Source organism: Streptomyces sp. NPDC001219, assembly GCF_053597915.1.
This window is the reverse complement of the sequence record NZ_JBSFJF010000006.1, coordinates 95,490-110,935: the sequence shown is the minus strand read 5'-3', so window position 1 is coordinate 110,935 and position 15,446 is coordinate 95,490. Positions and strand designations below refer to the sequence as shown.

Below are 15,446 nucleotides of genomic sequence, written 5' to 3'. Positions count from 1 at the left end.
CCAGCAACCCGGCCACGACCACTCTGTCCAGATGACGGGCAGCGAGCGCCCGCCCCACCCCGGCCGCCTCACCGGCCTCGTTGCGCCCGACCTCCCAGCCCTGCGCCACCACGTACTCGTAAATGCAGCGCCGCACCGGATCTTGCAACGCCGCGATCGCATCGATGTCCTTCACCTGGTCATTGCAGAGACAACGCAGGTTGGAGAAGGACTACTCTGCCTCGTCTGCCGGGTGGGGAAGCAGCGGGAACAGCCGGGTGATGAGGGCCACCGGTTGGGCTCCGTCGGGACGGGCGAGGGGACGCTGTTCGCGGTCCTGGTAGGGGGCGAGCGCCCTGCGGATGGTGTCCGCGACCCGGCCCATCTCTTCGGGCGTCAAGTAGGCGACGGCGCTGAAGGCCTCGTCGTGGCGCCATTCGGTCGGCGCCTGGTCGCGCCGGGCGAGCCATCGCTGCCAACTCTCGTCCTCGAGCCCGCGGGCCAGGTCGCCGAACTGCCCCTCCGCAGGCGCGTCGGCAGTGGGGGTGGGCTGCCTCAGGCGCCAGGGGCGTGCGCGACCGCCGTGGTGCGGGGCTTCTTCGATGCGTCCGTGGCGTGCGAGCTGCCGAAGGTGAAAGGAGCAAAGTCCGGAGCTGTAGCCCAGTTTGGCGGCTGCTTCGGTCGCCGTGACGGTTCCGACTTCGCCCAGCAGGTCCAGCAGGGCCGTACGGACCTCGTGCTCACGCAGTTCGTCGCCGGTGTCACGCGCCTGGCCGGGCCGGGAGTTGAGGTCATCTTCAGTCACTTTGCAAAGTCTGCTACTTTGCAAAGCTCTTGGCAAGCGACTCATCTGTTCGCCGGCATCAGGCCGCGGAACGCCTGCCGCATACATGGGCGTACGTGGTGTGCGCAGAAGGGGAGACATCCATGGCCGTTCATCACGACCATTCCGGACGCGTCGACTGGCGAGTGCGCGTGCAGGGCCGACCCGTCGACACGTATCCCGCCCCGTCACCGGAGGCGGAGCGGGGCTCGGTGCGCCGGGTCACCGTGGTGGGTGAGGAAGTCCTGAGCCGACCGTGCCGGGAGGTGACCGAGTTCGGAACTCCGGAGCTGTCGGCGCTAATCGACGATATGTTCCTGACGATGCACGTGGCCGACGGCGCCGGCCTGGCCGCCAACCAGGTAGGGGTCGACCTCCGGTTGTTCGTGTACGACTGCCCGGACGACCACGGAATCCGGCATGTCGGCCACCTCATCAACCCCGTCCTGGAGCTGCCATCTCCCGGCAGCCGCCAGCTCGTTGACGAATTCGAGGGCTGCCTGTCGGTCCCCGGAGCCACCATGACGGTCTCTCGCACCGATCGCGCCGTCGTCCGCGGCTTCGACAAGGGCGGCAACCCTCTCACCATCGAGGGGACGGGATACTTCGCCCGGTGCCTGCAGCACGAGACCGATCACCTCATCGGCCATACCTACCTCGACCGGCTCTCCAAGCGGGACCGCAAGGACGCCCTGCGGCAGATGGAAGACCGCCGAGAAGCCGTCTTCGCACGGCGCGCGGCCAAGGCTGCGGGCTTGGGACGGTGAGGCCTTATTGCCCAGGCGCTGCCCCGTACGCCCGCCTGGCAGGTCCCGGGAAACCGCACCACGCACGAGGGCCTTTCTGCCGCCTTCAGTGGCCCGTACAGGAGCAAACCCTCAGGACCGGACCTCGGAGTCGCCGCCCGCATTCGACGCCCCCAGCTCGCCGGCTCAACAGAACACGCAAGACCCCAAGAACAGCCCCCTGAGCGCCAGTTACTGAAACGCGGAAGCGCCCTGCCGGTTCGAGAGGTGGGGTGGTGCCGGGAGGTGAGCGGGGAGGGCGGGGTCGGGCTGCAGGTCGCCCCAGCGGGTGTGGAGGGGGAGGACGCCGGCCCAGAGTCCGCGTTCGGCGTCCGGGGAGTCGGCGTCGTCCGGGGCGCCGGTGCGGATCTTCACCGAGGCCTCGTCGAGGGAGAGGGCCAGCAGTGAGGTGGCGGCGAGTTCCTTGCGGCTGGGCTGCCGCGCGTAGTCCCACTGGCCGGGGGTCGCCTGTTCAGTGAGACAGCGAAGGCCCGCCCACTTCTCCTCGGGGTCCGTGACCAGTCGCGGCACGCCGAAGATCATGGCGCTGCGGTAGTTCACGCCGTGCTCGAAGACGGACCGGGCCAGGACCAGGCCGTCGATGTGCGTCACGGTGACACACACCTCCACGTCGGGTGAGGCGACCAGGCTGCGGCTGGCCACCGAGCCGTGGAAGTACAGCGTGGTGCCGTCGGCGCCGTAGACGGTGGGTATGACCAGCGCGTTGCCGTCGACGGTCACCCCGAGGTGGCAGACGAAGCCGGCCGCCAGGATGGCGTCGAGGTCGTTCCGGTCGGGGCTGCCCTGCTCTCGCAGTCGGCGGTGGCGCGTACGGTCCGTCTGCGACAGGGGCAGACCGGGCGCGGGGTGGCTCATGTCGGGGCCTCACGTCGGGCTCGATGGTGACGTTCTGCGCGGCGACCGGAAAGCGCCTCGGACCGGAACATGCATCGACGACGAAAGTCCCTGCCCAGCAAGCACTTTCGTCCCTGCCTGGTGAATCGCCCCGGCCCGACGGCGGCACGGGATACGTCCGGCCTGGGCAGGAGCACGGACCCCTCCCCCTCACCCCGCGAAGGTGATCAACGAGGCAGGCGCCGTTGATTCACCCGCCACCCAGAGTACAGATTCCGTCGTGAGGCGAATAGGGGGCGAAGGAATTCGTTGGCGCTTGGGGTGAAACTCGACTAAATCCGTGCCAGACGGTCGCGGGGCCCGTGGCGCCGGCGACCCGTGCGGCGGCCGACAAGTGCCCGCACCGAGAAAGTCGAGGAAAGGGACATAGCCGTAGAGCCTGGCGATTACGAGCTGTACGTGCAGCCTTGCTTGCCGTAGTACCACTCGTACTGGCCCGTCACCCACGGGTCCGCCGTGATCGCGAAGGTGCCGCGCGGGGCGGGACAGTGGAACGTCGTGGTGACGACGTCACGGTCCGGCGCGGCCGCGGGCGGCGCGACCGCCGCGGAGGCGATGCCGGCGCCTCCGGCGCTGAACAGCGCGGTAACGAACGCTATCGCGATGATCTTCTTCATCATGTCTTCCTCGTCCCATCGCGTGCGGGAACTGCCTCTGAGGACGATACACGCAACCCCCCAATTCGGAACAAGGGGGATTTTCCCCCAATATCCGGGAGTGTGCGCAGGCCTCGGCGGTCGCCCGCTCCAGGACAGGGGTGGGGCCGACCCGGCCTTGAGATGACTCCGAGGGGGCGGCGGACCGGCGACCACCAGTGAGTGATCCCATTGATCATCCACCTCGGCCGGGCGCTCGCCCCGACAGCGGACTGAGCACGGGACACAGGGGTCAGACACCCCACGGCGGGCGGCCACCGGAGACCCAGCGGGCGAGGGCGCGGCCGTCAACGAGGCTGAGGGGGCGGTCGAGTTCGGCGTTGGCCCGTTCCGCGTTGGGGGTGAAGGCGCTGGTGGTGACGATGAGGGCCTGGTCGCAGCGGTGGTAGGCGCGGTAGGTGCCGTTGACGGCGTAGATGACAGGTGCTCCGACGCGGTTCGTCGGCGCGTGGCGCTTGCACTGGACGGCGATGCGGCGGCCGTCGGTGAGTTGGAGGAGGACGTCGAGGGCGCGGTCATTGGCACCGCCGGTGACGGTGGCGGTGCGGACCGAGGGATCGCGGCGGGCGAGGTCGGCGATGGCGTGCTCGAACTGTGTGCCGGTCATGTGCTGGTAGGCGGCGATGCTGTGCGTGAAGTCCGTCCGAGCCGCGGTGCGTAGCGCGGGAAGGTGGAGGCGACCGGTGCGGAGGAGGAAGAGAAGAACGGTCGCGGTCAAGGCGAGGGCGGCCAGCACGCCGGTGGTGACCGGGTAGGTGCGGATCGCGGCGACGACGGCCGCCAGGACGAGGGCGAGGGCGATGAGGCGGCTGGTGGCGTCCTGGTGTGTACGGCGTCGGGCGGTGCGGCGTCGAGGCTTCGTCGCGGGGCGACGGGGGCGCGGGCGCGGGCGGGTGGTGCGGCGTCGTCGTGCTGGTGCGGCCATGCGTCCCCCGGGTGCGGTGATGGTATGGGCGGGTGCGGTGTGGTGCGGTGATGTGGCGTGGGCTGTCGTGCCATGCCGCGGCGCCGGGTCGTGTCCGGTGGCCGCTCGGCGGAGGCGACCCCGTCGCCTCTTCGCCACAGGGCCCTTGCCTCCACGGCGCGTTCGCCGGGAAGGGCGAGAAGGGCGGGCAGGGGCCGAGACCCCGTGGTGGTGCTCACTGGCCGGCTCGTGAGAAGCCGTTCACGAGTTGGGTCAGGAAGTCGAGGATGCCGTGCCCCACCGCTGTCGGGGCGATCAGCACCCCGAGCGCCAGCACGATGACGACGGTCAGCTTCTCGTCGAACCGGCTTCTGGCCTGCGTACGGCGGCGCAGCCGCAGGACGACGATGACAGCGAGCAGTACCGCAACATTGATCGTCAGCAATTAAGCCAGCCCCCTGCCCGACCACGACCGTCCACGCACCGAGGGCAGCCGTCGTCCGGCCTCCCCCGGCCCTCTTGTATAGCGCGAGCCAGGAGGCCGCTGTGGCGAGTTGCCGGGGCTTGGCAATAATGCGATCTCCTGGCCGAATTCCGCAGGTGAGCGGCTCGCCGGGGCGGGAGGGGACGGCGGCGGCCAGTCGTTCGGGACAGCACGCGATGACGATGAAAAGGTCACCTCGCTCCGCCGGGAAGAGGGCACCCGGCCCCGCCGATTCACCCCGAGCGCGCCCCGCCCCCTGAGCCACTGCGACTGCGACTGCGACTGCGCGTACGACCCGGCTTCGCGGGGAAACCCGCTCGACCTGGTTGCCCCCTCAAGAAATCCTGTCGGCATGGAGTTCTTCTGTTATCACCGCGACCGGTCCGGCTCCGCAGCGCTGCGCGAGGAGCTGCTGGAGAAGCACTGGTCCTATATGGACCGGTACTCCGATGAGTTGATCGCCCGGGGCCCGACCATGGCCGGCGACACCCCCACCGGCAGCGTGCACATCGTCGGCCTGCCCGATCCGGCCGCCGCCCGCGCTTTCGCCTTCGACGAGCCGAACTACCAGGCCGGCGTGTACCGGGACGTGCTGCTGCGCCGGTGGCGCAACCTGCTGGGACGCACGATGTGGGACTTCCCCGGCGGTGAGGAGGGCGGCAACCGCCACCTGGTGCTGGGCCTCGGGGAAGGGCAGGCCGCCGATCTCACGTTGCCGACGGACAGGGACGAGTTGATCGCCTATGGGCCGCTGCTGTCGGACGACGGTGCGCTCTGGCTGGGCACGGCGGCGTTGGTCCGGGCGCCGGACCCGGACACGGCGCGCGCCGTCCTGACCCCGGACCGGTACGCCGAGATCGAGGTGCACAACTGGCAGTTCGGCGGGCGCGGCTGACACCCCGGAGAACATGACCTCCAGGAACTGGACCCGGACAGCATCCGAGCCGGATGACGCCGCTGCCCGGGCCAGGAAGTCCAGGTCCGGAAGTCCAGGTCAGGAAGTCCGGGTGTGGTGGTCCAGCAGGCGGGTGAGCAGCTGTACGAGCTGGTCGCGTTCGGCCGGGCTCAGCGGTGCGAGCAGGTCGTCATGGAGGGTGTCCAGCACCCTGTCGAGGCGGCGCAGCTGACGGCGGCCCCGGGGGGAGATGGTGATGATGTTACGGCGCCGGTCGTCGGGGTCCGGCGCCCGCTCGAGGAGGTCGCGTTCGCCCAGTTCGTTGAGCACACCGACCATGTCGCTGCGGTAGATGCCGGTGCGCCCGCTCAACTCCGCCTGGCTGCCCGGCCCGTAGTCCTCCAGCGAGGCGAGCACGGCGTAGTGCCACTTGCGGGCGTCGACCTCGGCCAGCCCCTCGTTGATCAGCCGGTCCGATCGCGCGGTCAGCTGCGACAACAGTCGGCTCGCCCGTCGGCGCAGCCTGTCGGGCGTCCTGAGCCCGCCGTCGTCGGGCAGGTCCGCGGCTTCGGCTCTGGTCATGGCGCCCATCCTACTCATTGCGTTAGTCCGACTAACGATGTACGTTCTTCACTCGCGCCGAAAACGTTAGTGCAGTAAACGTTAGCGACATAAACGTCTACCGGGCGAACGTTTACGGAGTGAACTTCAAGGAAGGACGAACGTGCCCACCCAGAACCTGCTGATTCCCACCACGGACGGCAAGGCCGATGCCTTCGCCGCCTTCCCCGACCACGGCGACCGGCACCCGGGGGTGCTGATGTACGGGGACGCCTTCGGTATCCGGCCCGTGCTGCGCGAGCTGGCCCGCGAACTGGCCGGGCACGGGTTCTACGTACTCGTCCCCAACTTCTTCTACCGGCACGGCCCGGCGCCGGTGACCGAACTTCCCGAGCACATCGGAGAGGACGTCCGGCCGGCGGTCATCGCCCAGCTGATGCCCCTGATCGAGGCGCACACCGCCGACCGTGTCCTGAGCGACGCCGACGCCTACCTCAGGTTTCTCACCAGCCGGCCCGAGGTCGCCGCCGGACCGGTCGCGGTGACCGGCTACTGCATCGGCGGCCTCCTGGCGATGCGCACCGCCGTGGCCCACCCGGGCCAGGTGGCCGCCGTCGCCGGATTCCACGGCCCCGTGGGCGCCGACGGGCCCGAGAGCCTGCACCGTCTCACCGCCCAGGCCCACTTCGGGCACGCCGAGACCGACATGACGCCCGAGACCCTCGGCGAGCTCAACCAGACACTGGATGCCGCAGGTGTCGACTACACCTCCGAGATCTACCCCGGCACCGTCCACGGCTTCACCATGGCCGACACCGACGCCTTCAGCCCCTCCGCGCTGCAGCGCCATTGGGACCGCCTGCTCCCCCTCCTCGACCGCACCCTGGGCAACAGCTGAGGCTCCGGCCCGGAAACAGCCACGAAGGGGAAAGCGTGAAGCGGGCGGGCTGATGGCCCATCAGGCGCCCGACGGCCAGGCGCCCGTCATTCGGAGCCGGCCCACACAGCAGGGGTGCGGTGGGACCAGGGCGCGGCCTGTTCGAGTTGGGCGGCGAGGCGGAGGAGGGTGTCCTCGCGGCCGTAGGCGGCGGCGAACTGGAGGCCGATGGGCAGTCCGGTGGCGGGGTCGGTCGCCAGCGGTACGGACATGGCGGGGGTTCCGGCGAGGTTGAAGCCGGCGGTGAAGGGCGAACGGTCGAGGATGTGGTCGAGCCAGCCGAGACCGTCGAGGTCCTCGACGCCTTCGGCGTAGATGCCCAGCCGCGGCGGCAGTTCGGGAAGGGTGGGGGTGAGCAGCACGTCGTAGCGGTCGAAGTGGCGGCCGATGCTGCGGGCGACGGTGTTGCGTACGCCGAGAGCGCTGACGAAGTCGGCGCCGGTGACCTGCCGGCCCCAGGCGTAGCCGGCGAGCGTCTCGTGCTGGACGGTGGACAGGTCGATGGGACGGCCGGTGGCGGCGGCCAGGGCGTCGAGCCAGGGGACCAGGTTGGCCGTCCAGAGCCGCGCGTTGGCCAGGACGAACCGCTCCCAGCTCAGCCCGAGGTCGAGCGTGGCCTCGGCCACCTGGTGCCCCAGCGAGGCGAGGAGTTCCGCGGTGCGGGACACGGCGTCGCCCACCGCCCCCTCGGTGCGGCGCCGGCCACCACCCTCGGCGATGACGCCGATCCGAAGGCGGCCCGGGTCGCGGGCGATCTCCTCGCTGTAGGGGCGGTGCGGTGGTGCGGCGAAGTACGGGTCACCGCTCTCCGGGCCCTGGATGTGGTCGAGCAGCGCCGCGCTGTCACGCACCGTGCGGCTCACGCCGCCCTGAACGGCCAGCCCGCTGAAGATCTCGTCGCTGTCGGGGCCCATGGACACCCGGCCGCGGGTGGGCTTCAGCCCGAACAGGCCGGTACTGGCGGCCGGTATGCGGATCGAGCCGGCCGCGTCCGTGGCGTGCGCGAGCGGGACGATGCCGGCGGCGACCGCGGCCGCCGAACCACCGCTGGAGCCGCCCGCCGTGCGGTCGAGGTCCCAGGGGTTGCGGGTCGGCCCGTACAGGACCGCCTCGGTGGTGATGCTGTAGGCGAACTCCGGGGTCGCGGTGCGGCCGACGGTAGCCAGCCCGCTCTGCCGGAAGCGCCGCATCAGGTACGAGTCCGCCGGCGCGACATGGCCTTCGGTCAGCCGGCTGCCCAGCTCCATCCGCTTGCCGGCCATGGACACACCCAGGTCCTTGAGCAGGAAGGGCACCCCCGCCAACGGCGCCCCCTCGGCGGACGCCTGACCGGCCCTCTCCCCGCCCTCGGCGGGCCAGGTCTCCACCACCGCGTTGATCAGCGGGTTGACGGCGGCGACCGCCTCCAGCGCGGCCGCCTCCAGCTCGGCACCGGTCACCTCACCACGAGCGACCAGTCCGGCCAGCCCGACGGCGTCATAGGACACGTACTCCGACAGCTTCACGAGAACTCCTCTGGCATGCGATACCGATCAGCCCCATGCGATACCGATCGGTATCGTGCGGGACTGTCCGGTACCGTAGCGTGAGCGGAGTGCGGCCGGAAGGGCGGAGTGGCACGGGAGGATCGGACATGGCGGAGACGGTGCGGCCGGGGCGGGCGGAACGGGTGGCCAAGCTGCCGCCCCGCGAGCGCCTTCTCGACGCGGCCGAGGAGTTGTTCCACTCCGAGGGGATCAGGGGTGTCGGCGTCCAGGCCATCGCGGAGAAGGCCGGGACCACCAAGGCCGCGCTCTATCGCCACTTCGGCACCAAGGACGCCCTGGTGGCGCAGTGGCTGCTGATCGTCGCGGCCGACTACGTCTCCGCGTTCGACAAGGTCGAGGAACGGTGGCCGGACGACCCCCGGGCCCAGATCAGGGGCGTGGCCGCGTTCGTCGCCGACACCCTGTCGACGCTCTCGCACCGCGGCTGCCCCTTCGTCAACACCCTTGCCGAGCTGCCCGATCGCTCCCATCCGGCGCGCCAGGTGATCGAAGCACACAAGGCGCAGCAACTCCGCCGCCTCACCGCCATGTGCGCCGCGGCCGGTCTCACCGATCCCGAGGGGGCCGCGGCAGAGCTCACCTTCGCCCTGGAAGGAGCCCAGGTGAGCGCGCAGAACGGCAGCGTGGACCACATCGGCGAACGGCTCCTCGCCTTCGTCGACGCGGTGATCGCCTGGCACGAGGGGAAGGGATCACACTCCTCCGGGGCGCGGACGCACCGGAGTTGAGCACTCGCGCGACGCGCCCGGCGCCCGTACCGTACCCGCCATGACCACCACCCCGACCGCGCCCCTCCCCCGCCCCGTACGCGGAGTCAGGGTGCACTCGCGGCAGACGGTCGGGGCGTGCGCGCCGACCTACGGACGAGTGGAGCTGGACTTCGAGCCGGTGCCGACGGGGGTCGCCTCGTCCATCGAGTTCGCCTGTACCGCCCGGCCCGAACCGTCGCCGGAGTACGAAGAGTCCCTCGCCCGGGGCGTGTTGCGCGCACTGGCCGCCGCGGACCCCGAGGACCCCGACACCCGTCCGGGTCGCCCAGGTCATCCAGGTCGTCCGGGTCGTCCGGGTCGTCCGGTCCATGCCCGGGTCACCGTGCGTGCCCTGTCATGGCACTGGGTCGACAGCTGCGAGATGACCTTCGTACGCCTCGGGGCCCTGGCGGTCCGAGAAGCCCTGGAGTGCCGTCGCACAGGACCGCGCACCGCGACTGGTCGAAACCAGGGTCAGCCTCCACACCTGATCCCACGGCCGGGATGCGGAGCCGGGGCCCCTCAGGCTCAGGACACGAAAGGGCGACGCCACACGAGCGTGTAGCGCCAGAAGAGCCGACGGCGGAGCCGTGCGCCCGGCAGGATGTCACGGGCGCCGTCGACGATGTCGGCGAAGGGCATCTCCGCCGGCCGGGTCCGGGCGGTCATCGAAGCGGGGCGGGGCGCCCGGCGGCCCTTGTTCCTGAGCCAGCCCGTGGCGGTGTTCAGCGGGCTGGCGACGGCGCCGAGCAGGTAGTCGGCGGGGGCCTGCGCCCTGAAGAGGCCGACGACCACCAGCGTTCCTCCAGGGGCCAGGTGCCGGCGGAAGACGCTGAGCGCTTCGGTGAAGGGCAGATGGTGGAGGGTGGCGACGCAGGTGATGACGTCGTAGGAGTCGCCGGGGAGGCCGGTCAGCGCGTCGGCGGCCGTGAAGGTCACCGGGGCCGCCGGAGGGGTCAACTGCTGCGCCCGGCGGATGATCACCGGGTCGGCGTCGACTCCCTGGACCTCGTCGGCACGGGTGGCCAGAAGGCGGGCCAGATCGCCGCTGCCACAGCCGATGTCCAGGGCACTGCCGAGACGCTGGGGAAGCTGCCGCAGGAGCCAGCGGTGGTAGTGGGCGTTGTGGTCCCAGGGATGGGCCGCGTTGAACCGGTCGAGGGCGCGGAGGGCCCGCTGCGCTAAGGGCGTCATACGGGCAGTCTGCCCCTCCGGCCGACACCCCGGCAGGAGCCTTCAGCCTGCGGCGGGCCCGCATCAGGAGGCCCGCCAGGGCCGGTTCGAAGGTGCGGCCGGTGCGGCCGGTGCCGCCGGACCCGCCGGCCGCACGTCACCGTCCCACGCGATTGACGCCACCCGGAGAGGCGCGCCGACCACGATCCCACCTGCCCGCCGGCCCGAATCGCAATCGTCGACCGTCCCCCATGGCGAGACAACCCAACCATGATAAGGTAAGCCTTACCTAACTTTCAGGAGACTGTATGCGTATCCTCGGTGGTGCGGACCAGCAGCCGACCAGCGCCGAACGAGTCCGGACGATCCTGGCCACGGCACACTCGATGACCATGGTGGCCGACGGCCACAGCACCGAGGTGTCGCGCGGAAACGGGCCAGGAGCGACGCAGCACATCCACCTCCACCCGTCCCCGATGGACGCCGGCCTCACCGGCGCGGCAAGGGCGGGTGAGCGGGTGCCCGCCACACTGGAATTCACGGATGTCTCGCCGCTCCCCGTGCGCGACCGGGTCCGCTCACGCGTCACCGTCATGGGGTGGCTGACCTCACGGGACAAGGGGGCCTCGCCCGCCGGCGACTGCATGGAGTTCGCCACGGCGGTGCTGGAAAGGGGCACGTCCGAGGTCAGCGTCGGTCTTGACGACCTGATGGCCGCTCCCGCCGATCCCGTGGCCGGCTACGAAGCCGACATCCTCACCCACCTGGTCGAGGAGCACAGTCACTGCGTCCCCCTCCTGCTGCGCCTGGTGGAGCCCCGGTACCTCCAACTCATGGAACGTGTGGTGCCGCTGGCCATCGACCGCTACGGAATCGACCTCCGCCTGGAGTACCCGTTCGGCCACCACGACGTACGGCTGCCCTTCCACAAAACGCTCAATGACCCCGACCAGTTCGGCGTCCAGCTGCAGGCGCTGCTCACCACCGCCCGACGCTGCTCCCACGGCAGCCGACTCCTCGACGACGCATGGGAACCGGACGAGAACACGGTGGCGCCGCGGCGCAGCTGAACCGGCGGCGCCAGGTGCGGCCGCCGAGGTGTCTACTGCCGTCCGGCCGGATCTGATCGCCGGGAGAGGGTAAGTCTCCGTAGCTCCCGGTCGATCCCGGTGACGACGACGTCCATGTCGTCACCGACCCGGACATCCTCCGACGGCTCCTCCACGGGCGCCGGCGTGAGGTGACGGCGGTGGACCAGCCCCTCGATCCCCTGGTCGACGCGTACAAAGACCCCGAACGGGACCACCGTGCTGACCTGCCCGCGCAGTTGCTGCCCCACGACGGTGCGGTCGGCGAACGCCTGGAAGGGGTCCGGCTGCGTCGCCCGCAAGGACAGCCGGGCCTCCATGTTCCAGTCGTCGAACTGCAGGAACTGACAGGAGACGCGCTGCCCGACGCGAACGGCCTCCGACGCCGCGCTGAGGCGCCGCCACGACAGTTCGGGCACCGTGATGAACCCGACGCCGGGGAAGACCGGATGGGCGGGCCCGTCGTCGAGCGCCACGAAGACGCCGAACCGCTCGATCGCGGCGACGGTGCCGGAGAGGACCTCGCCGTACCGCAACGATGCGAGGAATGAACGGAGTTCCGGGGTCTCGGAGGGGCTGCGCACGAGGGGGAGCTTCTCACGGGCCCGGCAGAACTCACTCCATGGCGTCCTGTGGGTACCAGCGCAGGCCGTCGAGCGTCCCCGTCCATCCAAGTTCCCCAACGCACCCTCAGACCTCCCGCCCAACCAGCGGATGGCGATGCCGATGCGGGCGAGGTGGTGCTGGAGGGGCTGCAGGAGGACGCGGCGGCCGCCGAGATCGCGCGGGCGCAGATCTGGCAGTGGCTGCGGCACGGCGCGGTCGACCGGGACACGGTGCTCGGGTTCCTGGACGACGAACTCGCCGCGCTGGGCGCCGCGTACCCGTGGGCGCGGCTCGACGAGGTCCGTGCGCTGTTCGAACGGGTCGCCCTGGCCAGGGAGTTGCCGGCCTCCTTCACCCCGGAGGCCTACGCCCGGCACCTGGTGCGCCGCGCGGAGGTCACGGCATGAGCGCGGGCCGTACGGCCGGGCGCGGGTGCCACCCCTACGACCAGGGCTGAGGGGCCCTGGGTCGCCGCCGGGCTGAGGGGCCCGGCGGTTGCGGGGTACGGGCGCGGAACGGAGAGCGAGGCCGTTCCGCGCCCTGCCACGTCCGTGCCGCCCCTCACTCTCCGGTGTCTCATGTCACATTCCGGTATGTGGGCAGAGGTGTCCGATACGGGGGCCGCGTTCTACGCTGGCCGGGCAACAGGTTCGCCCCGTCCGCCAGACGGGCCGCGTCGTAAGAGGGAACCCGGTGGGAATCCGGGACTGCCCCGCAGCGGTGAGTGGGAACGAACGCCGTCATACGCACTGGATCACGCGTCCGGGAAGCGACGGCCAGTAGGTGCCCGCCGGAGGTCTCCGGCAGGCGCGCCCGCGAGTCCGAAGACCTGCCCGTTGCCCGTGTGCGCCCCCGCGTGCACGGACATCCCGGTGACCTCGAGGGCGGGTCGGCGTCATACCAGGCGGTCCCGTGCGTGCCAGACGCACCGTGCTTCCGCTGGGTGTCCGTCACCCCTTCGCGTACCTCGTTCCGTCCCCGGGACCATGACACGTATTCGCGAAGGAGAATTCCGTGACAGCGAAGCCCGCAGCCGCGGCAGCACGGGCCACCGTGTACGGCTACCCCCGCCAGGGACAGCACCGCGAACTGAAGAAGGCCATCGAGGGCTACTGGAAGGGCACGGTCGGCGCCGACGCCCTCCGGGAGACCGCCCGCACCCTCCGTCGTTCCCACTGGCAGCAGCTGGCCGGCGCCGGCCTCCACGAAGTGCCCACCGGTGACTTCTCGTACTACGACCATGTGCTGGACACCAGCGTCATGGTCGGTGCCGTCCCGGACCGCCACCGCGCCGCCGTCGCGGCCGACGCCCTCGACGGCTACTTCGCGATGGCGCGCGGCACGCAGGACGTGGCGCCGCTGGAGATGACCAAGTGGTTCGACACCAACTACCACTACCTGGTGCCCGAGCTGGGGCCGGACACCGTCTTCACCGCCGACTCCGGCAAGCAGGTCGCCGAGCTCAGGGAGGCCCTCACCCTCGGTCTCGCCGCCCGGCCGGTGCTCGTCGGGCCGGTCACCTACCTCCTGTTGTCGAAGCCCGCCCCCGGCGTGGCCGCCGACTTCGAGCCGCTGACGCTCCTGGACCGGCTGCTGCCGGTCTACGCGGAGGTCCTCGCCGACCTGCGCGCCGCCGGAGCCGAGTGGGTGCAGCTCGACGAGCCCGCCCTCGTCCAGGACCGCACCCCGGCCGAACTCAACGCCGCCGCGCGCGCCTACCGCGAGCTGGGCGGCCTCACCGACCGGCCGCAGCTCCTGGTCGCCTCGTACTTCGACCGGCTCGGCGACGCACTGCCCGTCCTGGCCAAGGCCCCGGTGGAGGGTCTGGCGCTCGACTTCACCGACGCGGCCGCGGCCAACCTCGACGCGCTGGCGGCGGTCGGCGGGCTGCCCGGCAAGCGCCTGGTGGCGGGCGTGGTCAACGGCCGCAATATCTGGATCAACGACCTGGAGAAGTCGCTGGCCACCCTCGGCACCCTGCTCGGCCTGGCCGAACGGGTCGACGTGGCCGCGTCCTGCTCACTGCTGCACGTGCCGCTGGACGCCGCCGTCGAGCGCGACATCGACCCGCAGATCGTGCGCTGGCTGGCCTTCGCCAAGCAGAAGACCGCGGAGCTGGTGACCCTGGCCCGGGGTCTGACGCGGGGCACCGACACCATCGCCGCCGAACTCGCCGCGAACCGCGCCGACCTGGCCTCCCGGGCCAACTCCGCCCTCACCCACGACCCGGCCGTCCGGGCGCGGGCCGCCGCCGTCACCGACGCCGACGGCCGCCGTGCGCAGCCGTACGCCGAGCGCGCCACGGCCCAGCGTGCGCACCTCGGCCTGCCGCTGCTGCCGACCACCACCATCGGCTCCTTCCCGCAGACCGCCGAACTGCGGGCCGCCCGCGCCGACCTGCGGGCCGGACGCCTGGACACCGCGGGCTACGAGGAGCGCATCAGGACCGAGATCCGCGAGGTCCTCGCCTTCCAGGAGGAGGCCGGTCTGGATGTCCTGGTGCACGGCGAGCCCGAGCGCAACGACATGGTCCAGTACTTCGCCGAGCAGCTCACCGGCTACCTCGCCACCCGGCACGGCTGGGTGCAGTCCTACGGCACCCGCTATGTCCGCCCGCCGGTCCTGGCGGGAGACAGCTCCCGGCCCGAGCCGATGACGGTGCGCTGGACCTCCTTCGCCCAGTCGCAGACCGGGCGTCCCGTCAAGGGCATGCTCACCGGGCCGGTCACCATGCTCGCCTGGTCGTTCGTCCGCGACGACCAGCCGCTCGGGGACACCGCCCGCCAGGTGGCGCTCGCCCTGCGCGACGAGGTGAACGACCTGGAGGCGGCGGGCACTTCGGTCATCCAGGTCGACGAGCCCGCGCTGCGCGAGACGCTGCCGCTGCGGGCCACCGACCACGCCGCGTACCTGGCCTGGGCCACCGAGGCGTTCCGCCTCTCCACCGGCGGGGTGCGGGACCGCACCCAGATCCACACGCACATGTGCTACGCGGAGTTCGGCGACATCGTGCAGGCCATCGATGACCTGGACGCGGACGTCATCAGCCTGGAGGCCGCCCGCTCCCACATGCAGGTCGCCGGGGAGCTGGCCGAGCACGGCTATCCGCGCGAGGCCGGGCCCGGTGTCTACGACATCCACTCCCCTCGTGTCCCGGACGCCGAGGAGGCGGCGGCCCTGCTGCGCAAGGGACTCGCGGCCCTTCCCGCCGAGCGTCTCTGGGTCAATCCGGACTGCGGTCTCAAGACCCGCGGCTGGCCCGAGACCCGCGCCTCGCTGGTGAATCTGGTCACTGCCGCCCGCACCGTCCGCGCGGAGCTGTCCGGCTCCTGACCCGTCGCGGC

15 protein-coding genes, 1 pseudogene and 1 riboswitch are annotated in these 15,446 nt (G+C 71.1%); of the genes and pseudogenes, 7 read left to right on the top strand and 9 right to left on the bottom strand.

What is annotated here, in order from left to right:
* Window positions 1-211 precede the first annotated feature (211 nt).
* On the bottom strand, window positions 212-784 hold the full coding sequence (locus ACWC9R_RS05755) for an ArsR family transcriptional regulator (RefSeq protein WP_450729123.1): 573 nt from the start codon (window positions 782-784) through the stop codon (window positions 212-214).
* Between the two features lie 122 nt (window positions 785-906).
* On the opposite strand from ACWC9R_RS05755, the gene def reads away from it, so the two are divergent.
* A complete protein-coding gene (def, locus tag ACWC9R_RS05750; protein WP_450729122.1) occupies window positions 907-1,569 on the top strand; it encodes a peptide deformylase in 663 nt (220 codons plus the stop codon).
* A 210-nt stretch (window positions 1,570-1,779) separates the two neighbouring features.
* Here def and ACWC9R_RS05745 read toward each other — a convergent pair whose 3' ends face one another.
* The 4 genes from ACWC9R_RS05745 to ACWC9R_RS05730 form a co-directional block, all read right to left on the bottom strand.
* Window positions 1,780-2,463 (bottom strand): pyridoxamine 5'-phosphate oxidase family protein, encoded by a 684-nt coding sequence (locus tag ACWC9R_RS05745; protein WP_450729121.1) that lies wholly within the window; start codon window positions 2,461-2,463, stop codon window positions 1,780-1,782.
* 425 nt (window positions 2,464-2,888) lie between these two features.
* Complete coding sequence (locus ACWC9R_RS05740; RefSeq protein WP_450729120.1) at window positions 2,889-3,119, bottom strand: hypothetical protein; 231 nt, start codon at window positions 3,117-3,119, stop codon at window positions 2,889-2,891.
* 271 nt (window positions 3,120-3,390) lie between these two features.
* Window positions 3,391-4,083, bottom strand: coding sequence for a restriction endonuclease (locus ACWC9R_RS05735; RefSeq protein ID WP_450729119.1), 693 nt, complete (start codon window positions 4,081-4,083; stop codon window positions 3,391-3,393).
* Between the two features lie 214 nt (window positions 4,084-4,297).
* Window positions 4,298-4,507 carry a hypothetical protein gene (locus tag ACWC9R_RS05730; protein ID WP_362601992.1) on the bottom strand — a complete coding sequence of 70 codons (210 nt, stop codon included), beginning with the start codon at window positions 4,505-4,507 and terminating at the stop codon, window positions 4,298-4,300.
* Between the two features lie 391 nt (window positions 4,508-4,898).
* Here ACWC9R_RS05730 and ACWC9R_RS05725 point away from each other — a divergent pair, with 391 nt between their 5' ends.
* Window positions 4,899-5,441 carry a YciI family protein gene (locus ACWC9R_RS05725; protein WP_450729118.1) on the top strand — a complete coding sequence of 181 codons (543 nt, stop codon included), beginning with the start codon at window positions 4,899-4,901 and terminating at the stop codon, window positions 5,439-5,441.
* A 99-nt stretch (window positions 5,442-5,540) separates the two neighbouring features.
* On the opposite strand, the gene ACWC9R_RS05720 is transcribed toward ACWC9R_RS05725, so the two are convergent.
* Entirely contained in the window at window positions 5,541-6,023 is a 483-nt protein-coding gene (locus ACWC9R_RS05720) for a MarR family winged helix-turn-helix transcriptional regulator (RefSeq protein WP_450729117.1), read from the bottom strand.
* Between the two features lie 142 nt (window positions 6,024-6,165).
* Between ACWC9R_RS05720 and ACWC9R_RS05715 the strand changes: the two genes are divergently transcribed.
* A complete protein-coding gene (locus ACWC9R_RS05715) occupies window positions 6,166-6,900 on the top strand; it encodes a dienelactone hydrolase family protein (protein WP_450729116.1) in 735 nt (244 codons plus the stop codon).
* 86 nt (window positions 6,901-6,986) lie between these two features.
* Here ACWC9R_RS05715 and ACWC9R_RS05710 read toward each other — a convergent pair whose 3' ends face one another.
* Entirely contained in the window at window positions 6,987-8,444 is a 1,458-nt protein-coding gene (locus ACWC9R_RS05710; protein WP_450729115.1) for an amidase, read from the bottom strand.
* A gap of 128 nt (window positions 8,445-8,572) precedes the next feature.
* Between ACWC9R_RS05710 and ACWC9R_RS05705 the strand changes: the two genes are divergently transcribed.
* Window positions 8,573-9,214, top strand: a complete 642-nt coding sequence (locus ACWC9R_RS05705; RefSeq protein ID WP_450729114.1) for a TetR/AcrR family transcriptional regulator — start codon at window positions 8,573-8,575, stop codon at window positions 9,212-9,214.
* 549 nt (window positions 9,215-9,763) lie between these two features.
* Here the strand turns inward: ACWC9R_RS05705 and ACWC9R_RS05700 are convergent.
* Window positions 9,764-10,429, bottom strand: a complete 666-nt coding sequence (locus ACWC9R_RS05700; protein WP_450729113.1) for a class I SAM-dependent methyltransferase — start codon at window positions 10,427-10,429, stop codon at window positions 9,764-9,766.
* Between the two features lie 287 nt (window positions 10,430-10,716).
* Here ACWC9R_RS05700 and ACWC9R_RS05695 point away from each other — a divergent pair, with 287 nt between their 5' ends.
* Complete coding sequence (locus ACWC9R_RS05695; RefSeq protein ID WP_450729112.1) at window positions 10,717-11,478, top strand: DUF2470 domain-containing protein; 762 nt, start codon at window positions 10,717-10,719, stop codon at window positions 11,476-11,478.
* 32 nt (window positions 11,479-11,510) lie between these two features.
* Here the strand turns inward: ACWC9R_RS05695 and ACWC9R_RS05690 are convergent, their stop codons facing one another.
* Window positions 11,511-12,080: a S1 RNA-binding domain-containing protein gene (locus tag ACWC9R_RS05690; RefSeq protein WP_450729111.1), complete on the bottom strand. Its 570-nt coding sequence runs from the start codon at window positions 12,078-12,080 to the stop codon at window positions 11,511-11,513.
* 147 nt (window positions 12,081-12,227) lie between these two features.
* Between ACWC9R_RS05690 and ACWC9R_RS05685 the strand changes: the two are divergent.
* Both ACWC9R_RS05685 and metE read left to right on the top strand, forming a co-directional pair.
* A pseudogene (locus ACWC9R_RS05685) lies at window positions 12,228-12,509 on the top strand (malate synthase A); the annotation flags it as partial.
* 222 nt (window positions 12,510-12,731) lie between these two features.
* Window positions 12,732-12,953: riboswitch (cobalamin riboswitch) on the top strand.
* Between the two features lie 163 nt (window positions 12,954-13,116).
* Window positions 13,117-15,435, top strand: a complete 2,319-nt coding sequence (gene metE / locus ACWC9R_RS05680; protein ID WP_450729110.1) for a 5-methyltetrahydropteroyltriglutamate--homocysteine S-methyltransferase — start codon at window positions 13,117-13,119, stop codon at window positions 15,433-15,435.
* Window positions 15,436-15,446: the final 11 nt, after the last annotated feature.

Excerpts from the sequence above, each read along its gene's own strand:
- def (WP_450729122.1), top strand. The coding sequence starts at position 907 with ATGGCCGTTCATCACGACCATTCCGGACGCGTCGACTGGCGAGTGCGC.
- ACWC9R_RS05745 (WP_450729121.1), bottom strand. The coding sequence starts at position 2,463 with ATGAGCCACCCCGCGCCCGGTCTGCCCCTGTCGCAGACGGACCGTACG.
- ACWC9R_RS05740 (WP_450729120.1), bottom strand. The coding sequence starts at position 3,119 with ATGAAGAAGATCATCGCGATAGCGTTCGTTACCGCGCTGTTCAGCGCC.
- ACWC9R_RS05735 (WP_450729119.1), bottom strand. The coding sequence starts at position 4,083 with ATGGCCGCACCAGCACGACGACGCCGCACCACCCGCCCGCGCCCGCGC.
- ACWC9R_RS05725 (WP_450729118.1), top strand. The coding sequence starts at position 4,899 with ATGGAGTTCTTCTGTTATCACCGCGACCGGTCCGGCTCCGCAGCGCTG.
- ACWC9R_RS05720 (WP_450729117.1), bottom strand. The coding sequence starts at position 6,023 with ATGACCAGAGCCGAAGCCGCGGACCTGCCCGACGACGGCGGGCTCAGG.
- ACWC9R_RS05705 (WP_450729114.1), top strand. The coding sequence starts at position 8,573 with ATGGCGGAGACGGTGCGGCCGGGGCGGGCGGAACGGGTGGCCAAGCTG.
- ACWC9R_RS05700 (WP_450729113.1), bottom strand. The coding sequence starts at position 10,429 with ATGACGCCCTTAGCGCAGCGGGCCCTCCGCGCCCTCGACCGGTTCAAC.
- ACWC9R_RS05695 (WP_450729112.1), top strand. The coding sequence starts at position 10,717 with ATGCGTATCCTCGGTGGTGCGGACCAGCAGCCGACCAGCGCCGAACGA.